The organism is Pseudomonas sp. ACN8 (genome assembly GCF_002303925.1).
In the GTDB taxonomy this organism is placed as follows: Bacteria; Pseudomonadota; Gammaproteobacteria; order Pseudomonadales; family Pseudomonadaceae; genus Aquipseudomonas.
On sequence record NZ_MRCS01000060.1, the window covers coordinates 1 to 18,316 of the forward strand.

The 18,316-nt window shown below is 55.8% G+C and carries 14 protein-coding genes, 4 tRNA genes and 1 rRNA gene; all 19 read left to right on the plus strand.

Features of this window, described 5'->3' with window-relative positions:
* The first annotated feature begins 6 nt into the window (after nt 1-6).
* The 19 genes from rrf to fusA all read left to right on the plus strand — a co-directional run bounded on the left by rrf (nt 7) and on the right by fusA (nt 18,287).
* A 5S ribosomal RNA gene (gene rrf / locus BSF44_RS25760) occupies nt 7-122 on the plus strand.
* A gap of 135 nt (nt 123-257) precedes the next feature.
* Entirely contained in the window at nt 258-1,217 is a 960-nt protein-coding gene (gene birA / locus BSF44_RS25765; RefSeq protein WP_095945910.1) for a bifunctional biotin--[acetyl-CoA-carboxylase] ligase/biotin operon repressor BirA, read from the plus strand.
* The gene (locus BSF44_RS25770) at nt 1,207-1,956 is read left to right on the plus strand and encodes a pantothenate kinase (RefSeq protein ID WP_095945911.1); all 750 of its coding nucleotides are present in this window, start codon (nt 1,207-1,209) and stop codon (nt 1,954-1,956) included. The genes birA and BSF44_RS25770 overlap by 11 nt, the downstream gene beginning before the upstream one ends.
* A gap of 7 nt (nt 1,957-1,963) precedes the next feature.
* On the plus strand, nt 1,964-2,404 hold the full coding sequence (locus BSF44_RS25775; RefSeq protein ID WP_095945912.1) for a hypothetical protein: 441 nt from the start codon (nt 1,964-1,966) through the stop codon (nt 2,402-2,404).
* Nucleotides 2,405-2,547: 143 nt separating this feature from the next.
* A tRNA-Tyr gene (locus BSF44_RS25780) sits at nt 2,548-2,632 on the plus strand.
* 24 nt (nt 2,633-2,656) lie between these two features.
* Nucleotides 2,657-2,730, plus strand: a tRNA-Gly gene (locus BSF44_RS25785).
* A gap of 26 nt (nt 2,731-2,756) precedes the next feature.
* Nucleotides 2,757-2,832: transfer RNA gene (locus tag BSF44_RS25790), tRNA-Thr, on the plus strand.
* 174 nt (nt 2,833-3,006) lie between these two features.
* A tRNA-Trp gene (locus tag BSF44_RS25795) sits at nt 3,007-3,082 on the plus strand.
* Between the two features lie 45 nt (nt 3,083-3,127).
* The gene (gene secE, locus BSF44_RS25800) at nt 3,128-3,496 is read left to right on the plus strand and encodes a preprotein translocase subunit SecE (protein WP_007984402.1); all 369 of its coding nucleotides are present in this window, start codon (nt 3,128-3,130) and stop codon (nt 3,494-3,496) included.
* A 9-nt stretch (nt 3,497-3,505) separates the two neighbouring features.
* Entirely contained in the window at nt 3,506-4,039 is a 534-nt protein-coding gene (gene nusG / locus BSF44_RS25805) for a transcription termination/antitermination protein NusG (protein ID WP_095945913.1), read from the plus strand.
* A gap of 117 nt (nt 4,040-4,156) precedes the next feature.
* Nucleotides 4,157-4,588 carry a 50S ribosomal protein L11 gene (gene rplK / locus BSF44_RS25810; RefSeq protein WP_007933726.1) on the plus strand — a complete coding sequence of 144 codons (432 nt, stop codon included), beginning with the start codon at nt 4,157-4,159 and terminating at the stop codon, nt 4,586-4,588.
* Nucleotides 4,588-5,283 (plus strand): 50S ribosomal protein L1, encoded by a 696-nt coding sequence (gene rplA / locus BSF44_RS25815; protein ID WP_003186095.1) that lies wholly within the window; start codon nt 4,588-4,590, stop codon nt 5,281-5,283. The genes rplK and rplA overlap by 1 nt, the downstream gene beginning before the upstream one ends.
* Nucleotides 5,284-5,481: 198 nt before the next feature.
* Nucleotides 5,482-5,982, plus strand: a complete 501-nt coding sequence (gene rplJ, locus BSF44_RS25820) for a 50S ribosomal protein L10 (protein ID WP_007970413.1) — start codon at nt 5,482-5,484, stop codon at nt 5,980-5,982.
* Between the two features lie 75 nt (nt 5,983-6,057).
* Nucleotides 6,058-6,423: a 50S ribosomal protein L7/L12 gene (gene rplL / locus BSF44_RS25825; RefSeq protein ID WP_095945914.1), complete on the plus strand. Its 366-nt coding sequence runs from the start codon at nt 6,058-6,060 to the stop codon at nt 6,421-6,423.
* 220 nt (nt 6,424-6,643) lie between these two features.
* Nucleotides 6,644-10,717 carry a DNA-directed RNA polymerase subunit beta gene (rpoB, locus tag BSF44_RS25830; protein WP_095945915.1) on the plus strand — a complete coding sequence of 1,358 codons (4,074 nt, stop codon included), beginning with the start codon at nt 6,644-6,646 and terminating at the stop codon, nt 10,715-10,717.
* Nucleotides 10,718-10,781: 64 nt separating this feature from the next.
* Nucleotides 10,782-14,981: a DNA-directed RNA polymerase subunit beta' gene (gene rpoC / locus BSF44_RS25835; RefSeq protein ID WP_056728978.1), complete on the plus strand. Its 4,200-nt coding sequence runs from the start codon at nt 10,782-10,784 to the stop codon at nt 14,979-14,981.
* 216 nt (nt 14,982-15,197) lie between these two features.
* Complete coding sequence (gene rpsL / locus BSF44_RS25840) at nt 15,198-15,569, plus strand: 30S ribosomal protein S12 (RefSeq protein WP_003186084.1); 372 nt, start codon at nt 15,198-15,200, stop codon at nt 15,567-15,569.
* 108 nt (nt 15,570-15,677) lie between these two features.
* A complete protein-coding gene (gene rpsG / locus BSF44_RS25845; protein WP_007994653.1) occupies nt 15,678-16,151 on the plus strand; it encodes a 30S ribosomal protein S7 in 474 nt (157 codons plus the stop codon).
* Nucleotides 16,152-16,181: 30 nt separating this feature from the next.
* Nucleotides 16,182-18,287 (plus strand): elongation factor G, encoded by a 2,106-nt coding sequence (gene fusA / locus BSF44_RS25850; RefSeq protein ID WP_007994652.1) that lies wholly within the window; start codon nt 16,182-16,184, stop codon nt 18,285-18,287.
* Nucleotides 18,288-18,316 lie beyond the last annotated feature (29 nt).

Below are 18,316 nucleotides of genomic sequence, written 5' to 3' on the forward strand. Positions count from 1 at the left end.
GAATTTCTTGACGACCATAGAGCGTTGGAACCACCTGATCCCATCCCGAACTCAGCAGTGAAACGATGCATCGCCGATGGTAGTGTGGGGTTTCCCCATGTGAGAGTAGGTCATCGTCAAGATTAAATTCCGAAACCCCAATTGCGAAAGCAGTTGGGGTTTTGTTTTTGTCCGCAGAAAAGCCACAGCTACTGGATTTCTATGCAATCGCTCGGTGCGTGGCTATCATGCGGGCCTCATTGTGAGGCGAGACCTGCATGCTGACGTTGTTAAAGCTTCTTAAAGATGGCCGATTCCATTCGGGCCAAGCATTGGGTGCTGCCCTGGGCATCAGTCGTAGTGCTGTGTGGAAGCAGCTTCAGCATTTGGAAGCTGAGCTGGGTCTGTCTATTCATAAAGTTCGTGGGCGCGGCTATCAATTGTCCACGCCATTAGCGCTGCTCGATCCTGTCGAGATAAGCGCTCAGGCGCACTCTTGCGCCTGGCCCGTCCAGGTTTACGATTCAATCGACTCAACTAATGCCGAGGCGCTGCGCGCTATAGAGCGCGGGCAAGCTGCGCCGTTTGTAGTGCTTTCGGAGCGGCAGACGGCCGGGCGCGGGCGGCGTGGTCGCAAGTGGGTCAGTCCATTCGCAGAAAACGTCTATTACAGCCTGGTGCTACGCATTGATGGTGGGATGCGTCAGCTGGAGGGCTTGAGTCTCGTCGTTGGGCTCGCTGTCTTGCAGGCGTTGCGTGAGCTCGGTATTGCAGCCGCTGGATTGAAATGGCCTAACGATGTCCTTGTAGGTCAGAAAAAAATCGCGGGAATACTGCTGGAGTTGGTTGGTGACCCTGCTGATGTGTGTCACGTGGTCCTGGGAGTGGGAATCAATGTAAACATGCAGTCCGCTGATGAGGTGGACCAGCAGTGGACATCCCTGCGGCTCGAGTCGGGCAAATTGTTTGATCGTAACCAATTGGTCGCGGTGCTGGGGGAGATGCTGCAGCGATACCTGGCTCGTCACCAGGAGGGTGGTTTTTTGGCCATCCAGTCGGAGTGGGAGCAAAATCATCTGTGGCAGGGGCGAAGCGTGTCGTTGATTGCCGGCGTCAATCAAATTGATGGTGAAGTGCTTGGTATTGATGGCCAGGGCGCTTTGCGCCTGAAGGTGGATGGTGTGGAGAAAGTCTTCAGTGGTGGTGAGTTGAGCCTGAGGTTGCGTGATGATTCTTGAGCTCGATTGTGGGAATAGTTTCATCAAGTGGCGTGTGCTTGCCGCTGATGCAGGGCGGGTGCTGGGTGAAGGGGTCGTTGATTCCAATCTCGCATTGCTGGAGGGCTTGGCAGGGGTCAAAGGGCTTGCCCTCACGTTTTGCCGGTTGGTGAGTGTCAGGACCGCGGAGGAAACCGCTGCGCTGACCTCTCTGCTCAAGGACACCTTTGATGTACCGGTTGTGTGCGCAACGCCGGCGCGCGAAGTGTCAGGCGTGCGCAATGGGTATGAAGAGTTTGAGCGACTGGGCCTGGATCGGTGGCTTGCGATGCTTGGAGGCTTTCATCAGGCTTCAGGTGCGTGCCTGGTGCTGGACTTTGGTACGGCGGTGACTGCTGACTTTATTGCGGCGGATGGAGAGCACCTGGGTGGTTTCATCTGTCCGGGGATGCCGTTGATGCGCAACCAGTTGCGCACCCACACGCGCAAAATTCGTTATGGGGATCTGGCGGCCGAGCAGGCTCTGGAGCGTCTTGTTCCAGGTCGCGCGACTGTCGAGGCTGTAGAGCGTGGTTGCCTGTTGATGTTGCGCGGCTTCGTGCTGACCCAGCTCGAATTGGCGCGCAGTTACTGGGGTGAGGACTTTGTCGTGTTCCTCACTGGGGGGGATGCGAGCCTGGTTGCTGAGGTCGTGCCTCAGGCCAGGGTTGTTCCGGACTTGGTGTTTGTCGGATTGGCCATGGCCTGTCCCTTGTCCTGAGGTTTTTATGCGTTGGTTGTTTCTGCTGCTGCTTGTCCTCAATGGCTTCTACTACATCTGGCATCAACAGGAGGCTCCTCTGCGCGCGAAGGATGTCACGCCTTTGAGTCTGTATCGCGGGTCTCAACAGGATATCCGTTTGTTGAGCGAGGCAAGCGACGTCTCCAAGGACAAAGGTAAGGCTGTCTCGACAGACAATGGCTGCCTTTATCTGGGCGGCTATACGCGCCAGGAGGCCGCGCAGGCGGTTGAGCGTCGTTTGAGCGGTATGGAGGTCAAGTATCAGTCCCTGCCGAAAGCAGCGGCCGAAGGGGCAGGGTATTGGGTGCGTATCGCACCGGAAAGCCGGCGTTGGCTGGACGATTTGCAGCTGCTAAACCTTTCTAAAGAATTCAATGAGTTAAAACATAAAATAATGCCGTGCGAGGGGGTTGCACCCGCCGAATAGTTTGCATAGAATGGCGCCCGCTCCACAGCGAACACCGGAAACGGTAAGCGGTGTGAAGCGAGGTCAACGCAGCTAAGCTCAGGTTTTTAATGAGAAAAATGCTTGACAGAAGGCTGGCATGATGTAGAATGCCGGCTCGCTTAGGAGGGGTTCCCGAGCGGCCAAAGGGATCAGACTGTAAATCTGACGTCTACGACTTCGAAGGTTCGAATCCTTCCCCCTCCACCATTTTTAGCGAGAGCTGTAAGCCTCGCGGGTATAGTTTAGTGGTAGAACCTCAGCCTTCCAAGCTGATGATGCGGGTTCGATTCCCGCTACCCGCTCCAAGTTTACAGGTTTTGCACAGTGTTACGCTCTTGTAGCTCAGTTGGTAGAGCACACCCTTGGTAAGGGTGAGGTCAGCGGTTCAAATCCGCTCAAGAGCTCCATATAACAAGGCAGATATGAAAATATCTGCCTTTGTTTTAGGTGGTAGTGGTTGCGCCTGAATGTGTTTCTGAAGGTTGCCGGTGTCTTGAATGTCGGTGTTGCAGCCAAGGTTGCCTGGTAAGTGTTGTAAAGTCTTTTTCGGGTCGGCATAATGGTCGGCCTGATTTTGTTTTAGGTCAGTAGCTCAATTGGCAGAGCGACGGTCTCCAAAACCGTAGGTTGGGGGTTCGATTCCCTCCTGACCTGCCAGATTCACTCGGTGTGTCTGGCTTTCTTTTCACAGGATCTTCATAGATGACTCCTAAAGCTGAAGCTCAAGGCTCTCGTTTCGACCTCCTCAAGTGGCTTGTAGTAGTCGCTCTGGTGGTTGTTGGCGTTGTTGGCAATCAGTACTTTTCTGCTTCGCCGATCCTGTACCGCGTACTCGCATTGCTCGCTATTGCTGCTGTAGCTGCCTTTGTAGGCCTGCAGACGGTCAAGGGCAAGTCTTTCTTTGTACTGGTTAAGGAAGCACGCACCGAAATTCGTAAAGTCGTTTGGCCAACTCGCCAAGAAACCACGCAGACCACGTTGATCGTTGTGGCTGTTGTCCTGGTTATGGCGTTGCTGTTGTGGGGGCTTGATTCCCTGCTCGGCTGGCTTGTTTCCTTGATCGTCGGCTAAGGGTGTCCCGTGGCTAAGCGTTGGTATGTTGTGCATGCTTACTCCGGTTACGAGAAGCATGTAATGCGCTCGCTGATCGAGCGCGTAAAGCTGGCCGGTATGGAAGATGGCTTCGGCGAGATTCTGGTTCCCACTGAAGAAGTGGTTGAAATGCGCAATGGCCAGAAGCGCAAAAGCGAACGCAAATTCTTCCCTGGCTATGTGCTGGTGCAGATGGATATGAACGAGGGTACTTGGTACTTGGTCAAGGATACTCCTCGGGTGATGGGTTTCATCGGCGGTACTGCCGACAAACCTGCGCCAATCACCGATAAAGAAGCAGAAGCGATTCTGCGCCGCGTTGCCGATGGTAGCGACAAGCCGAAGCCGAAGACGTTGTTCGAGCCGGGTGAGTCGGTGCGTGTCAATGACGGCCCGTTCGCAGACTTTACCGGTGTTGTTGAAGAAGTTAACTACGAAAAGAGCCGGATCCAGGTCGCGGTGCTCATTTTCGGCCGCTCTACTCCGGTGGAGCTCGAGTTCAGCCAGGTCGAAAAGGTCTAGTTGAACAAAAATCCCAACCCCGCAGCCGTAGGCTGTGGGGTTTTGTCGTCACTGGGATAAACGCGCAAGTAACCGGGGAGCCTTTCGAGGCGTTTGAACCCGTAATTGGAGTGCCTCATGGCCAAGAAGATTACCGCTTACATCAAGCTGCAAGTGAAAGCCGCTCAGGCTAACCCAAGCCCACCTGTTGGTCCTGCTCTGGGTCAGCACGGCGTGAACATCATGGAATTCTGCAAGGCTTTCAACGCCCGTACTCAGGGTCTTGAGCCAGGTCTGCCGACTCCAGTGATCATCACTGTCTACAGCGACCGTAGCTTCACTTTCGAAACCAAATCCACCCCTGCTTCGGTTCTGCTGAAGAAGGCGGCCGGTCTGACCAGCGGTTCCGCTCGTCCGAACACCGTTAAGGTTGGCACCGTGACTCGTGCTCAGCTGGAAGAAATCGCGAAAACCAAAAACGCGGATCTGACTGCAGCTGATATGGAAGCGGCCGTGCGTACTATCGCCGGTTCTGCTCGTAGCATGGGCCTTAACGTGGAGGGTGTGTAATGGCTAAGCTGACCAAGCGTCAAAAGGCTATCGCCGGCAAAATCGAAGCAGGCAAGGCCTACAACTTTGTAGACGCCGCTGCCCTGCTGGCCGAGCTGTCGACTGTCAAGTTCAGCGAGTCGTTCGACGTAGCTGTAAACCTGGGTGTTGACCCGCGTAAATCCGACCAGGTCGTTCGTAGCGCTACTGTGCTGCCACACGGCACTGGCAAGACCGTTCGCGTTGCTGTGTTCACCCAGGGTCCAGCTGCTGAAGCCGCTCTGGCTGCCGGCGCTGACCGTGTAGGCATGGACGACCTGGCTGCCGAAATGAAAGGCGGCGACCTGAACTATGACGTAGTGATCGCATCCCCGGATGCAATGCGCGTTGTAGGTCAGTTGGGTCAGATCCTCGGTCCACGTGGCCTGATGCCTAACCCTAAAGTCGGCACCGTAACCCCAGACGTAGCTACCGCGGTTAAAAACGCCAAGGCTGGTCAGGTTCGTTATCGCACCGACAAAAACGGCATCATCCACACTTCCGTTGGCAAGATCGGCTTCGACGCCGTCAAGCTGAAGGAAAACGTTGAAGCCCTGATCGCTGATCTGAAGCGTATCAAGCCAGCTTCCTCGAAAGGCATTTACGTCAAGCGCGTTACCCTGAGCACCACCATGGGCCCAGGTCTGGTCATCGACCAAAGCTCGCTCGACGCGTAAGACACAGATTGGCGCAAGCGATTGCGCCAATTGAAAAATTGGGGTCCCTGCCTGGCGGGGGCTATCCAAGACCGTAGGCGACGCAAGTCTTAAACCACAAGCCTACGCAGATGGTGCTCCCGGTTCCTTACCGAATCAGACACCAAAACGACATCCGGTTTCGACCAGATGAAACGGTAACAAGCAGGAGTTAAACCCGTGGCAATTAAACTCGAAGACAAGAAGGCCATCGTCGCTGAAGTCAACGAGGCTGCCAAAGTCGCTCTGTCCGCTGTCGTGGCTGATGCCCGTGGCGTAACAGTAGGCGCGATGACCGGACTCCGTAAAGAGGCTCGTGAAGCTGGCGTTTACGTACGTGTTGTACGTAACACCCTGCTCAAGCGCGCTGTTGCTGACACTGAATTCAGTGTCCTCAACGACGTGTTCACTGGCCCTACCCTGATTGCGTTCTCCAAAGAACATCCAGGCGCTGCCGCCCGGATCTTCAAGGAATTCGCAAAGGGTCAGGACAAGTTCGAGATCAAGGCAGCTGCGTTCGAGGGCAAGTTCCTCGCAGCTAACCAAATCGACGTACTGGCAACTCTGCCGACCCGTGACGAAGCAATTTCTCAGCTGATGAGCGTGATTCAAGGCGCTACCAGCAAATTGGCTCGTACTCTGGCGGCAATTCGCGACCAGAAAGAAGCTGCTGCAGCCTAAGGCTCGTCAACTTCTCGCGTTTTTTGTTTTTTTCGATGGTCGCGTAGGCCGTCCCCAATATCAGGAATTAGATTCATGTCTATCTCTCAGAACGATATCCTTGAAGCAGTTGGCAACATGTCCGTAATGGAAGTTGTTGAGCTGATCAAAGCTTTCGAAGAAAAATTCGGCGTTACCGCTGCTGCTGCATCGGCAGGTCCTGCCGCTGCTGCCGCCGTTGTTGAAGAGCAAACTGAATTCAACGTCATGCTGACCGAAGCTGGCGAGAAGAAAGTTAACGTGATCAAGGCAGTACGTGAACTGACCGGTCTGGGCCTGAAAGAAGCCAAGGCTGTAGTTGACGGCGCTCCTGCCATGGTTCTGGAAGCTGTTGCCAAAGAAGCAGCTGACAAAGCCAAAGCAGTTCTGGAAGAAGCAGGCGCTAAAGTCGAGCTGAAGTAAGCATCGACTTTGCTCCTCCAGCCCGAGCGTTAAGCGACAGGCTGATGGCTGGTGGCTCTTGCCACCGGCCTTTTTCCGTTATTGGCAGCCGACTGGGTCGGTGCCGATAACGTGCTGTAACCACCCGATGCGGTGGCGCAAACCATGGGGTTTGCACGATTTTCTGGCTGCTCCCGTCGGGAGGGGCCAAACAAGCAGGTGACCAAGCTGGGGAACGCTGATGGCTTACTCATATACTGAGAAAAAACGTATCCGCAAGGACTTTAGCAAGTTGCCGGACGTCATGGATGTGCCGTACCTCCTGGCCATCCAGCTGGATTCGTATCGTGAATTCTTGCAAGCGGGAGCGACTAAAGATCAGTTCCGCGACGTGGGCCTGCATGCGGCCTTCAAATCCGTTTTCCCGATCATCAGCTACTCCGGCAATGCTGCGCTGGAGTACGTCGGATATCGTCTGGGCGAACCGGCATTTGATGTCAAAGAATGCGTATTGCGCGGTGTTACTTACGCCGTACCTTTGCGGGTAAAAGTGCGCCTGATCATTTTCGACAAAGAGTCGTCGAACAAAGCGATCAAGGACATCAAAGAGCAAGAAGTCTACATGGGTGAAATCCCCCTGATGACTGAAAACGGTACCTTCGTAATCAACGGTACCGAGCGTGTAATCGTTTCCCAGCTGCACCGTTCCCCGGGCGTGTTCTTCGACCACGACCGTGGCAAGACGCACAGCTCCGGTAAACTGCTGTACTCCGCGCGCATCATTCCTTACCGCGGTTCGTGGCTGGACTTCGAGTTCGACCCGAAAGACTGCGTATTCGTGCGTATCGACCGTCGTCGCAAGCTGCCTGCCTCGGTACTGCTGCGCGCGCTGGGCTATACCACTGAAGAAGTGCTGGACGCGTTCTATACCACCAACGTATTCCACGTGAAGGGTGAGACCCTGAGCCTGGAGCTGGTGCCTCAGCGCCTGCGCGGTGAAATCGCGGTCCTCGATATTCAGGATGACAAAGGCAAGGTTATTGTCGAGCAGGGTCGTCGTATCACCGCTCGCCACATCAACCAGCTGGAAAAAGCCGGGATCAAAGAGCTGGATGTGCCTCTGGACTACGTCCTGGGTCGTACAACCGCCAAGGTCATCGTGCACCCGGCAACCGGCGAAATCCTGGCAGAGTGCAACACCGAGCTGAACACCGAGATCCTGGCCAAAATCGCCAAGGCTCAGGTTGTTCGCATCGAAACTCTGTACACCAACGATATCGACTGCGGTCCGTTCGTCTCCGACACCCTGAAGATCGACTCCACCAGCAACCAATTGGAAGCGCTGGTCGAGATCTATCGCATGATGCGTCCTGGCGAGCCGCCAACCAAAGACGCTGCCGAGACCCTGTTCAACAACCTGTTCTTCAGCCCTGAGCGCTATGACCTGTCTGCGGTCGGCCGGATGAAGTTCAACCGTCGTATCGGTCGTACCGAGATCGAAGGTTCGGGCGTGCTGTGCAAGGAAGACATCGTCGCGGTACTGAAGACCCTGGTCGACATCCGTAACGGTAAAGGCATCGTCGATGACATCGACCACCTGGGTAACCGTCGTGTTCGCTGCGTAGGCGAAATGGCCGAGAACCAGTTCCGCGTTGGCCTGGTACGTGTTGAGCGTGCGGTCAAAGAGCGTCTGTCGATGGCTGAAAGCGAAGGCCTGATGCCGCAAGACCTGATCAACGCCAAGCCAGTGGCTGCGGCGGTGAAAGAGTTCTTCGGTTCCAGCCAGCTGTCCCAGTTCATGGACCAGAACAACCCGCTGTCCGAGATCACCCACAAGCGTCGTGTTTCCGCACTCGGCCCTGGCGGTTTGACTCGTGAACGTGCCGGCTTTGAAGTTCGTGACGTACACCCGACTCACTACGGTCGTGTATGCCCGATTGAAACGCCGGAAGGTCCGAACATCGGTCTGATCAACTCCCTGGCCGCTTATGCGCGCACCAACCAGTACGGTTTCCTCGAGAGCCCGTACCGTGTGGTGAAAGACGCTCTGGTCACCGACGAGATCGTATTCCTGTCCGCCATCGAAGAAGCCGATCACGTGATCGCTCAGGCCTCGGCCACGATGAACGACAAGAAAGTCCTGATCGACGAGCTGGTAGCTGTTCGTCACTTGAACGAATTCACCGTCAAGGCGCCGGAAGACGTCACCTTGATGGACGTATCGCCGAAGCAGGTAGTTTCGGTTGCTGCGTCGCTGATTCCGTTCCTAGAGCACGACGACGCCAACCGTGCGTTGATGGGTTCGAACATGCAGCGTCAAGCTGTACCAACCCTGCGCGCTGACAAGCCGCTGGTCGGTACCGGTATGGAGCGTAACGTAGCCCGTGACTCCGGCGTTTGCGTCGTGGCTCGTCGTGGCGGCGTGATCGACTCCGTCGACGCCAGCCGTATCGTGGTTCGTGTTGCCGATGACGAAGTTGAAACCGGTGAAGCCGGTGTCGACATCTACAACCTGACCAAGTACACCCGCTCCAACCAGAACACCTGCATCAACCAGCGTCCGCTGGTGCGTAAGGGTGATCGGGTTCAGCGTAGCGACATCATGGCCGACGGCCCGTCCACCGACATGGGTGAACTGGCACTGGGTCAGAACATGCGCATCGCGTTCATGGCATGGAACGGCTTCAACTTCGAAGACTCCATCTGCCTGTCCGAGCGTGTTGTTCAGGAAGATCGCTTCACCACGATCCACATCCAGGAACTGACCTGTGTGGCCCGTGACACCAAGCTTGGCCCAGAGGAAATCACTGCCGACATCCCGAACGTGGGTGAAGCGGCTCTGAACAAGCTGGACGAAGCCGGTATCGTTTACGTAGGTGCTGAAGTTGGCGCGGGCGACATCCTGGTCGGTAAGGTCACTCCGAAAGGCGAGACCCAGCTGACTCCGGAAGAAAAACTGCTGCGTGCGATCTTTGGTGAAAAAGCCAGCGACGTTAAAGACACTTCCCTGCGTGTACCTACCGGTACCAAAGGTACTGTCATCGACGTACAGGTCTTCACCCGCGACGGCGTTGAGCGTGATGCTCGTGCACTGTCGATCGAGAAGTCCCAGCTGGACGAGATCCGCAAGGATCTGAACGAAGAGTTCCGTATCGTTGAAGGTGCTACTTTCGAACGTCTGCGTTCCGCTCTGGTCGGCCACAAAGCCGAAGGCGGCGCCGGTCTGAAGAAAGGTCAGGACATCACCGACGAAATTCTCGACGGTCTTGAGCATGGCCAGTGGTTCAAACTGCGCATGGCTGAAGATGCTCTGAACGAGCAGCTCGAGAAGGCTCAGGCCTACATCGTTGATCGTCGCCGTCTGCTGGACGACAAGTTCGAAGACAAGAAGCGCAAACTGCAGCAGGGCGATGACCTGGCTCCAGGCGTGCTGAAAATCGTCAAGGTTTACCTGGCAATCCGTCGTCGCATCCAGCCGGGCGACAAGATGGCCGGTCGTCACGGTAACAAGGGTGTGGTCTCCGTGATCATGCCGGTTGAAGACATGCCGCACGATGCCAATGGCACCCCGGTCGACGTCGTCCTCAACCCGTTGGGCGTACCTTCGCGTATGAACGTCGGTCAGATCCTTGAAACCCACCTGGGCCTCGCGGCCAAAGGTCTGGGCGAGAAGATCAACCGCATGATTGAAGAGCAACGCAAAGTCGCCGAGCTGCGTAAATTCCTGCACGAGATCTATAACGAGATCGGCGGTCGTCAGGAAAGCCTCGATGACTTCTCGGACCAGGAAATCCTGGACCTGGCTCAAAACCTGCGTGGCGGCGTTCCAATGGCCACTCCAGTGTTCGACGGCGCCAAGGAAAGCGAAATCAAGGCCATGCTGAAACTGGCGGACCTGCCAGAAAGTGGCCAGATGCAGCTGACCGACGGCCGTACCGGCAACAAGTTCGAGCGCCCGGTTACCGTTGGCTACATGTACATGCTGAAGCTGAACCACTTGGTAGACGACAAGATGCACGCTCGTTCTACCGGTTCGTACAGCCTGGTTACCCAGCAGCCGCTGGGTGGTAAGGCGCAGTTCGGTGGTCAGCGTTTCGGGGAGATGGAGGTCTGGGCACTGGAAGCATACGGTGCCGCTTACACTCTGCAAGAAATGCTCACAGTGAAGTCGGACGATGTGAACGGCCGTACCAAGATGTACAAGAACATCGTGGATGGCGATCACCGTATGGAGCCGGGCATGCCCGAGTCCTTCAACGTGTTGATCAAGGAAATTCGTTCCCTCGGCATCGATATCGATCTGGAAACCGAATAACACGTGACGCGAATCGAGAGCGGGGCAGGATTGCCCGCTCTCTGCTCCGCCAGGAGGAAAGGCCTTGAAAGACCTACTGAATTTGCTGAAAAACCAGGGTCAAGTCGAAGAGTTCGACGCCATCCGTATCGGATTGGCATCGCCTGAGATGATCCGTTCGTGGTCGTTCGGTGAAGTTAAAAAGCCGGAAACCATCAACTACCGTACGTTCAAACCTGAGCGTGACGGCCTGTTCTGCGCCAAGATCTTTGGCCCGGTAAAGGATTACGAGTGCCTGTGCGGTAAGTACAAGCGCTTGAAGCACCGTGGTGTGATCTGCGAGAAGTGCGGCGTTGAAGTCGCGCTGGCAAAAGTTCGTCGTGAGCGCATGGCGCACATCGAACTGGCCTCGCCAGTTGCCCACATCTGGTTCCTGAAATCGCTGCCGTCCCGTATCGGCTTGCTGATGGACATGACCCTGCGTGATATCGAACGCGTTCTCTACTTCGAGAGCTATGTCGTTATCGATCCAGGCATGACCACCCTTGAAAAAGGTCAGCTGCTGAACGATGAGCAGTACTTCGAAGCGCTGGAAGAGTTCGGCGACGATTTCGATGCCCGCATGGGTGCCGAAGCTGTCCGCGAACTGCTGCACGCTATCGACCTGGAGCACGAGATTGGCCGTCTGCGCGAAGAGATTCCGCAAACCAACTCCGAAACCAAGATCAAGAAGCTGTCCAAGCGTCTGAAGTTGATGGAAGCCTTCCAGGGTTCCGGCAACCTGCCAGAGTGGATGGTGCTGACCGTTCTGCCGGTTCTGCCGCCAGATCTGCGTCCACTGGTCCCGCTCGATGGCGGTCGCTTCGCGACTTCCGACCTCAACGATCTGTATCGTCGAGTGATCAACCGTAACAACCGCTTGAAGCGTCTGCTCGATCTGTCCGCTCCGGACATCATCGTGCGCAACGAAAAGCGTATGTTGCAGGAAGCTGTCGACGCACTGCTCGACAACGGCCGTCGTGGCCGCGCTATCACCGGTTCCAACAAGCGTCCTCTGAAATCCCTGGCTGACATGATCAAGGGTAAGCAGGGTCGTTTCCGTCAGAACTTGCTCGGTAAGCGTGTTGACTACTCCGGTCGTTCGGTAATTACCGTAGGTCCGACCCTGCGTCTGCATCAGTGCGGTCTGCCGAAGAAAATGGCTCTCGAGCTGTTCAAGCCGTTCATTTTCGGCAAGCTGGAAATGCGTGGTCTCGCGACCACCATCAAGGCTGCCAAGAAGATGGTCGAGCGCGAGCTGCCAGAGGTCTGGGACGTTCTCGCTGAAGTGATTCGCGAACACCCGGTTCTTCTCAACCGTGCACCGACCCTTCACCGTCTGGGTATCCAGGCGTTTGAACCGGTACTGATCGAAGGTAAGGCTATCCAGCTGCACCCTCTGGTCTGCGCCGCGTACAACGCCGACTTCGACGGCGACCAAATGGCCGTGCACGTACCGCTGACGCTGGAAGCCCAGCTCGAAGCGCGTGCGTTGATGATGTCGACCAACAACATTCTGTCGCCAGCCAACGGTGAGCCAATCATCGTTCCGTCGCAGGACGTTGTATTGGGTCTGTACTACATGACGCGTGAAGCGATCAACGCCAAGGGCGAAGGTCGTGTGTTCGCGGATCTGCAGGAAGTTGACCGTGTGTTCCGTGCCGGCGAAGCCGCACTGCACGCCAAGGTTAAAGTCCGGATCAACGAAACCGTCAACGACCGTGATGGCGGCAGCGTGAGCAACACCCGTATCGTCGACACCACTGTCGGCCGCGCTCTGTTGTTCCAGGTTGTGCCAAAAGGTCTGTCGTACGACGTCGTCAACCTGCCGATGAAGAAAAAGGCGATCTCCAAGCTGATCAACCAGTGCTATCGCGTGGTTGGTTTGAAAGAGACTGTGATCTTCGCTGACCAGTTGATGTACACCGGTTTTGCTTATTCGACCATTTCCGGCGTTTCCATCGGTGTTAACGACTTCGTTATCCCGGATGAAAAAGCCCGCATCATCAATGCTGCTACTGATGAAGTGAAAGAGATCGAAAGCCAGTACGCCTCCGGCCTGGTAACCCAGGGCGAGAAGTACAACAAAGTGATCGACCTTTGGTCCAAGGCGAACGACGAAGTTTCCAAGGCGATGATGGCCAACCTCTCGAAAGAGAAAGTCATCGACCGCCATGGCGTCGAAGTCGACCAGGAATCCTTCAACTCGATGTACATGATGGCCGACTCGGGTGCGCGGGGTTCCGCAGCACAGATTCGTCAGCTGGCCGGTATGCGTGGCCTGATGGCCAAGCCGGACGGTTCCATCATTGAAACGCCGATTACTGCGAACTTCCGTGAAGGTTTGAGCGTACTCCAGTACTTCATCTCCACTCACGGTGCTCGTAAGGGTCTTGCGGATACCGCGTTGAAAACGGCTAACTCCGGTTACCTGACTCGTCGTCTGGTAGACGTTGCACAAGATCTGGTTGTAACCGAGATCGATTGCGGCACCGAGCACGGTCTGCTGATGACTCCGCACATTGAAGGCGGTGACGTTGTAGAGCCGTTGGGTGAGCGCGTATTGGGTCGAGTTATCGCCCGTGACGTATTCAAGCCAGGTACCGAGGACGTCATCGTTCCTGCCGGCACCCTGGTCGACGAGAAGTGGGTCGAGTTCATCGAGCTGAACAGCATCGACGAAGTGATCGTGCGTTCGCCGATCAGCTGCGAAACCCGTTTCGGTATCTGCGCCAAGTGCTACGGCCGCGATCTGGCTCGTGGTCACCAGGTGAACATCGGTGAAGCGGTCGGCGTTATCGCTGCCCAGTCCATCGGTGAGCCGGGTACCCAGCTGACGATGCGTACGTTCCACATCGGTGGTGCGGCAAGCCGGACCTCCGCAGCCGATAGCGTTCAGGTGAAGAATGGCGGTACCGTCCGTCTGCATAACCTGAAGCACGTTGAGCGAGTGGATGGTCACCTGGTTGCCGTGTCCCGTTCCGGTGAGCTGGCCATCGCTGATGACTTCGGTCGTGAGCGTGAGCGTTACAAGCTGCCTTACGGTGCCGTGATTTCGGTTAAAGAGGGTGACAAGGTCGAAGCTGGCGCCATTGTGGCCAAGTGGGATCCGCACACTCACCCGATCGTTACCGAAATGAAAGGTACCGTGACCTACGTGGGCATGGAAGAAGGCATCACGATCAAGCGTCAGACTGACGAATTGACCGGTATGACCAATATTGAAGTACTCGACGCCAAAGATCGTCCAGCTGCCGGTAAGGATATCCGTCCTGCCGTGAAGATGGTCGACGACAACGGCAAGGATCTGTTGCTGCCAGGCACTGACGTTATCGCTCAGTATTTCCTGCCAGCCAACGCCCTGGTCGGTGTGGCGGATGGTGCGAAGATCGCGATCGGTGATGTTATCGCTCGTATCCCGCAAGAGACTTCGAAAACTCGAGACATCACCGGTGGTCTGCCGCGTGTTGCCGACTTGTTCGAAGCCCGTCGTCCGAAAGAAGCGTCGATTCTGGCTGAAGTCAGCGGCACCATCGCGTTCGGTAAAGAGACCAAGGGCAAGCGCCGTCTGGTTATCACCCCGAACGACGGTACCGATCCGTACGAAGAGCTGATTCCGAAGTGGCGTCACCTGAACGTGTTTGAAGGCGAACAGGTAAACCGCGGCGAAGTTATCTCCGACGGTCCGAGCGATCCACACGACATCCTGCGTCTGCTGGGTGTGAGTGCGCTGGCCAAGTACATCGTCAACGAGATCCAGGACGTTTACCGTCTGCAAGGCGTGAAGATCAACGACAAGCACATCGAGACCATCCTGCGTCAGATGCTGCGTAAAGTTGAAATCGCTGAATCCGGCGATTCCAGTTTCATCAAGGGCGACCAGATGGAATTGACTCACGTACTGGTAGAGAACGAGCGCTTGAGCGGTGAAGACAAGTTTGTCTCCAAGTTCACTCGCGTTCTGCTGGGTATCACCAAGGCGTCGTTGTCCACCGAATCGTTCATCTCGGCGGCTTCCTTCCAGGAAACCACTCGCGTACTGACCGAAGCGGCGGTAACCGGCAAGCGCGATTACCTGCGCGGCCTGAAAGAGAACGTGGTCGTGGGTCGTCTGATCCCGGCTGGTACCGGTCTGGCTTATCACAGCGAGCGTAAGCGCCGCCGTGATGCAGACAAGCCGTTGCGCGTAAGCGCCAGTGAAGTGGAAGCTGCACTGACCGAAGCGCTGAACTCGAGCGGTAACTGAGTTCTGCGGTAAATGAGTGTGAGGCCCTGGTCACTCCGTTCATCGAATCGAGACAATTTGTCGAGATTGGATGAGTGGGGAGAGCGGGGCCTTGCCTTGACTGGGGGCAAGATCCTCTTTAGACTCTTGTACCCCTAAATTTGGCGGGAACTCGTTCCTGCCATTTTGCTTTTCTTGCAAGACAATAGCGTCGCAAGACAACAGTGGAGCTAGTAGATGGCAACTATCAACCAGCTGGTACGTCAGCCGCGTAAGCGTATCGTCGAGAAATCCGACGTGCCTGCGCTGCAGAACTGCCCGCAACGCCGTGGCGTGTGCACCCGTGTGTACACCACCACGCCGAAAAAACCTAACTCGGCACTGCGTAAAGTATGCCGTGTGCGCCTGACCAACGGTTTCGAGGTTTCCTCGTACATCGGCGGTGAAGGCCACAACCTGCAAGAGCACAGCGTGGTACTGATCCGCGGCGGTCGTGTAAAAGACTTGCCAGGTGTTCGTTACCACACCGTTCGCGGTTCGTTGGATACTTCCGGTGTTAAAGGTCGTAACCAGGGTCGTTCGAAGTACGGTACCAAGCGTCCGAAGTAATCGGCCGTTTTGCAGTTTTTCATTTTATTGAGTCGATAAGAGTAAGGTCGGGCACGCATCCACAGGAGCTGTCCCGGGCTAACCTGAAGACCGTTTGAGGGCTTATCAATGCCAAGACGTCGCGTAGCAGCCAAGCGTGAGATTCTGGACGATCCGAAATACGGAAGCCAAATCCTCGCCAAATTCATGAACCACGTAATGGAAAGCGGCAAGAAAGCCGTTGCCGAGCGTATCGTTTATGGTGCCCTGGATACCGTGAAGGCTCGTAAGGCCGGCACCGATCCCCTGGAACTCTTCGAAAAAGCACTCGACGCCATCGCTCCGCTGGTCGAAGTGAAGTCGCGCCGCGTTGGTGGTGCTACTTACCAGGTTCCGGTCGAGGTTCGTCCTTCCCGTCGTAACGCTCTGGCAATGCGCTGGTTGGTAGACTACGCCCGCAAGCGCGGCGAGAAGTCTATGGCTCTGCGTTTGGCTGGCGAACTGTTGGACGCTGCCGAAGGTAAAGGTGCTGCAGTTAAGAAGCGTGAAGACGTTCACCGTATGGCTGAAGCCAACAAGGCTTTCTCGCACTACCGCTTCTAATTTTAGCGTCACTAATTTTGCGAGGGCTTTATGGCTCGTACAACACCGATTAATCGCTACCGTAACATTGGTATCGTTGCACACGTGGATGCTGGTAAAACCACCACCACTGAGCGCGTCCTTTTTTACACTGGCAAAAGTCACAAAATGGGCGAGGTGCATGACGGCGCCGCGACCACAGACTGGATGGTGCAGGAGCAGGAGCGTGGTATTACCATTACTTCCGCTGCCATTACCGCCTTCTGGCAGGGTTCCGCCAAGCAGCACAAAGACCAGTACCGTTTCAACGTCATCGATACCCCGGGCCACGTAGACTTCACTATTGAAGTTGAGCGTTCCCTGCGTGTACTCGACGGCGCGGTCGTTGTGTTCTGCGGTACTTCCGGCGTTGAGCCTCAGTCCGAAACCGTATGGCGTCAAGCCAACAAGTACGGTGTTCCACGTATCGTTTACGTGAACAAGATGGACCGTGCCGGTGCGAACTTCCTGCGCGTGATCGCTCAGATCAAGCAGCGTCTGGGTCACACTCCGGTGCCTATCCAGCTGGCTATCGGTTCCGAAGACAACTTCCAGGGTCAGATCGATCTGATGACCATGGAAGCCGTTTACTGGAACGACGCCGACAAGGGTATGACTCCTCGTCGTGAAGCCATCCCTGCTGAGCTGCAGGAGCTGGCTGAAGAGTGGCGCAACAACATGGTTGAGGCTGCGGCCGAAGCCAGCGAAGAGCTGATGAACAAGTACCTTGAAGGTGAAGAGCTCACCATCGAGGAAATCAAGGGTGCTCTGCGTCAGCGTACTATCGCTGGTGAGATCGTTCTGGCTGTTTGCGGTTCTTCCTTCAAGAACAAGGGTGTTCCCCTGGTTCTCGACGCCGTTATCGACTACCTGCCGGCTCCAACCGACATTCCTGCCATCAAGGGTACTGACCCGGATGACGAGGAAAAGCAAATGGAGCGTCATGCAGACGACAACGAGCCGTTCTCGGCTCTGGCGTTCAAGATCGCTACCGACCCATTCGTGGGTACCTTGACTTTCGTCCGTGTTTACTCGGGCGTGTTGGCCTCCGGCGACGGCGTGATCAACTCGGTCAAAGGCAAGAAAGAGCGCGTGGGTCGTATGGTGCAAATGCACGCAAACGCCCGTGAAGAGATCAAGGAAGTGCGCGCTGGTGACATCGCGGCCCTGATCGGCATGAAGGACGTCACCACTGGTGAAACCTTGTGCAACGCTGACAAGCCAATCATCCTCGTTCGCATGGACTTCCCGGAGCCGGTTATTTCGGTTGCCGTAGAACCTAAGACCAAGGATGACCAGGAAAAAATGGGCATCGCTCTGGGCAAACTTGCTCAGGAAGACCCGTCTTTCCGCGTTAAGACTGATGAAGAGACTGGTCAAACGATCATCTCTGGCATGGGCGAGTTGCACCTGGACATCCTGGTTGACCGGATGCGCCGTGAGTTCAACGTCGAAGCCAACATCGGTAAGCCTCAGGTTTCGTATCGTGAGCGCATCACGAAGAATTGCGAAATCGAAGGCAAGTTCGTTCGTCAGTCCGGCGGTCGTGGCCAGTTCGGCCATTGCTGGATCCGTTTTGCTCCTGCTGACGAAGGTCAGGAAGGTCTGCAATTCGTGAACGAAGTAGTGGGTGGTGTGGTTCCTAAGGAATACATCCCGGCTATCCAGAAGGGTATCGAAGAGCAGATGAAGAACGGCGTAGTTGCCGGCTATCCGCTGATCGGCCTGAAGGCTACCGTGTTTGATGGTTCTTACCACGACGTCGACTCGAACGAGATGGCGTTTAAGGTGGCTGCTTCCATGGCGACCAAGCAACTGGCCCAGAAGGGCGGTGGTGAGTTGCTCGAGCCGATCATGGCGGTAGAGGTTGTTACGCCTGAAGACTATATGGGTGACGTGATGGGCGACCTTAACCGTCGTCGCGGCATGATTCTGGGTATGGAAGACACGGTCTCCGGTAAGGTGATCCGTGCTGAAGTTCCGTTGGGCGAGATGTTCGGTTATGCGACCGACGTTCGTTCGATGTCCCAGGGTCGCGCAAGCTACTCTATGGAATTCAAAAAATACAATACAGCTCCGTCGCACATCGTCGAAACTGTAACCAAAAAACAAGGCTGATTCAGTCCTTTAGGCAAGGAGTTAATTGT

Coding starts and splice junctions, on each gene's coding strand:
- birA (WP_095945910.1), top strand. CDS start 258: ATGCTGACGTTGTTAAAGCTTCTTAAAGATGGCCGATTCCATTCGGGC.
- BSF44_RS25770 (WP_095945911.1), top strand. CDS start 1,207: ATGATTCTTGAGCTCGATTGTGGGAATAGTTTCATCAAGTGGCGTGTG.
- BSF44_RS25775 (WP_095945912.1), top strand. CDS start 1,964: ATGCGTTGGTTGTTTCTGCTGCTGCTTGTCCTCAATGGCTTCTACTAC.
- secE (WP_007984402.1), top strand. CDS start 3,128: ATGACTCCTAAAGCTGAAGCTCAAGGCTCTCGTTTCGACCTCCTCAAG.
- rplK (WP_007933726.1), top strand. CDS start 4,157: ATGGCCAAGAAGATTACCGCTTACATCAAGCTGCAAGTGAAAGCCGCT.
- rplA (WP_003186095.1), top strand. CDS start 4,588: ATGGCTAAGCTGACCAAGCGTCAAAAGGCTATCGCCGGCAAAATCGAA.
- rplL (WP_095945914.1), top strand. CDS start 6,058: ATGTCTATCTCTCAGAACGATATCCTTGAAGCAGTTGGCAACATGTCC.
- rpoB (WP_095945915.1), top strand. CDS start 6,644: ATGGCTTACTCATATACTGAGAAAAAACGTATCCGCAAGGACTTTAGC.
- rpsL (WP_003186084.1), top strand. CDS start 15,198: ATGGCAACTATCAACCAGCTGGTACGTCAGCCGCGTAAGCGTATCGTC.
- rpsG (WP_007994653.1), top strand. CDS start 15,678: ATGCCAAGACGTCGCGTAGCAGCCAAGCGTGAGATTCTGGACGATCCG.
- fusA (WP_007994652.1), top strand. CDS start 16,182: ATGGCTCGTACAACACCGATTAATCGCTACCGTAACATTGGTATCGTT.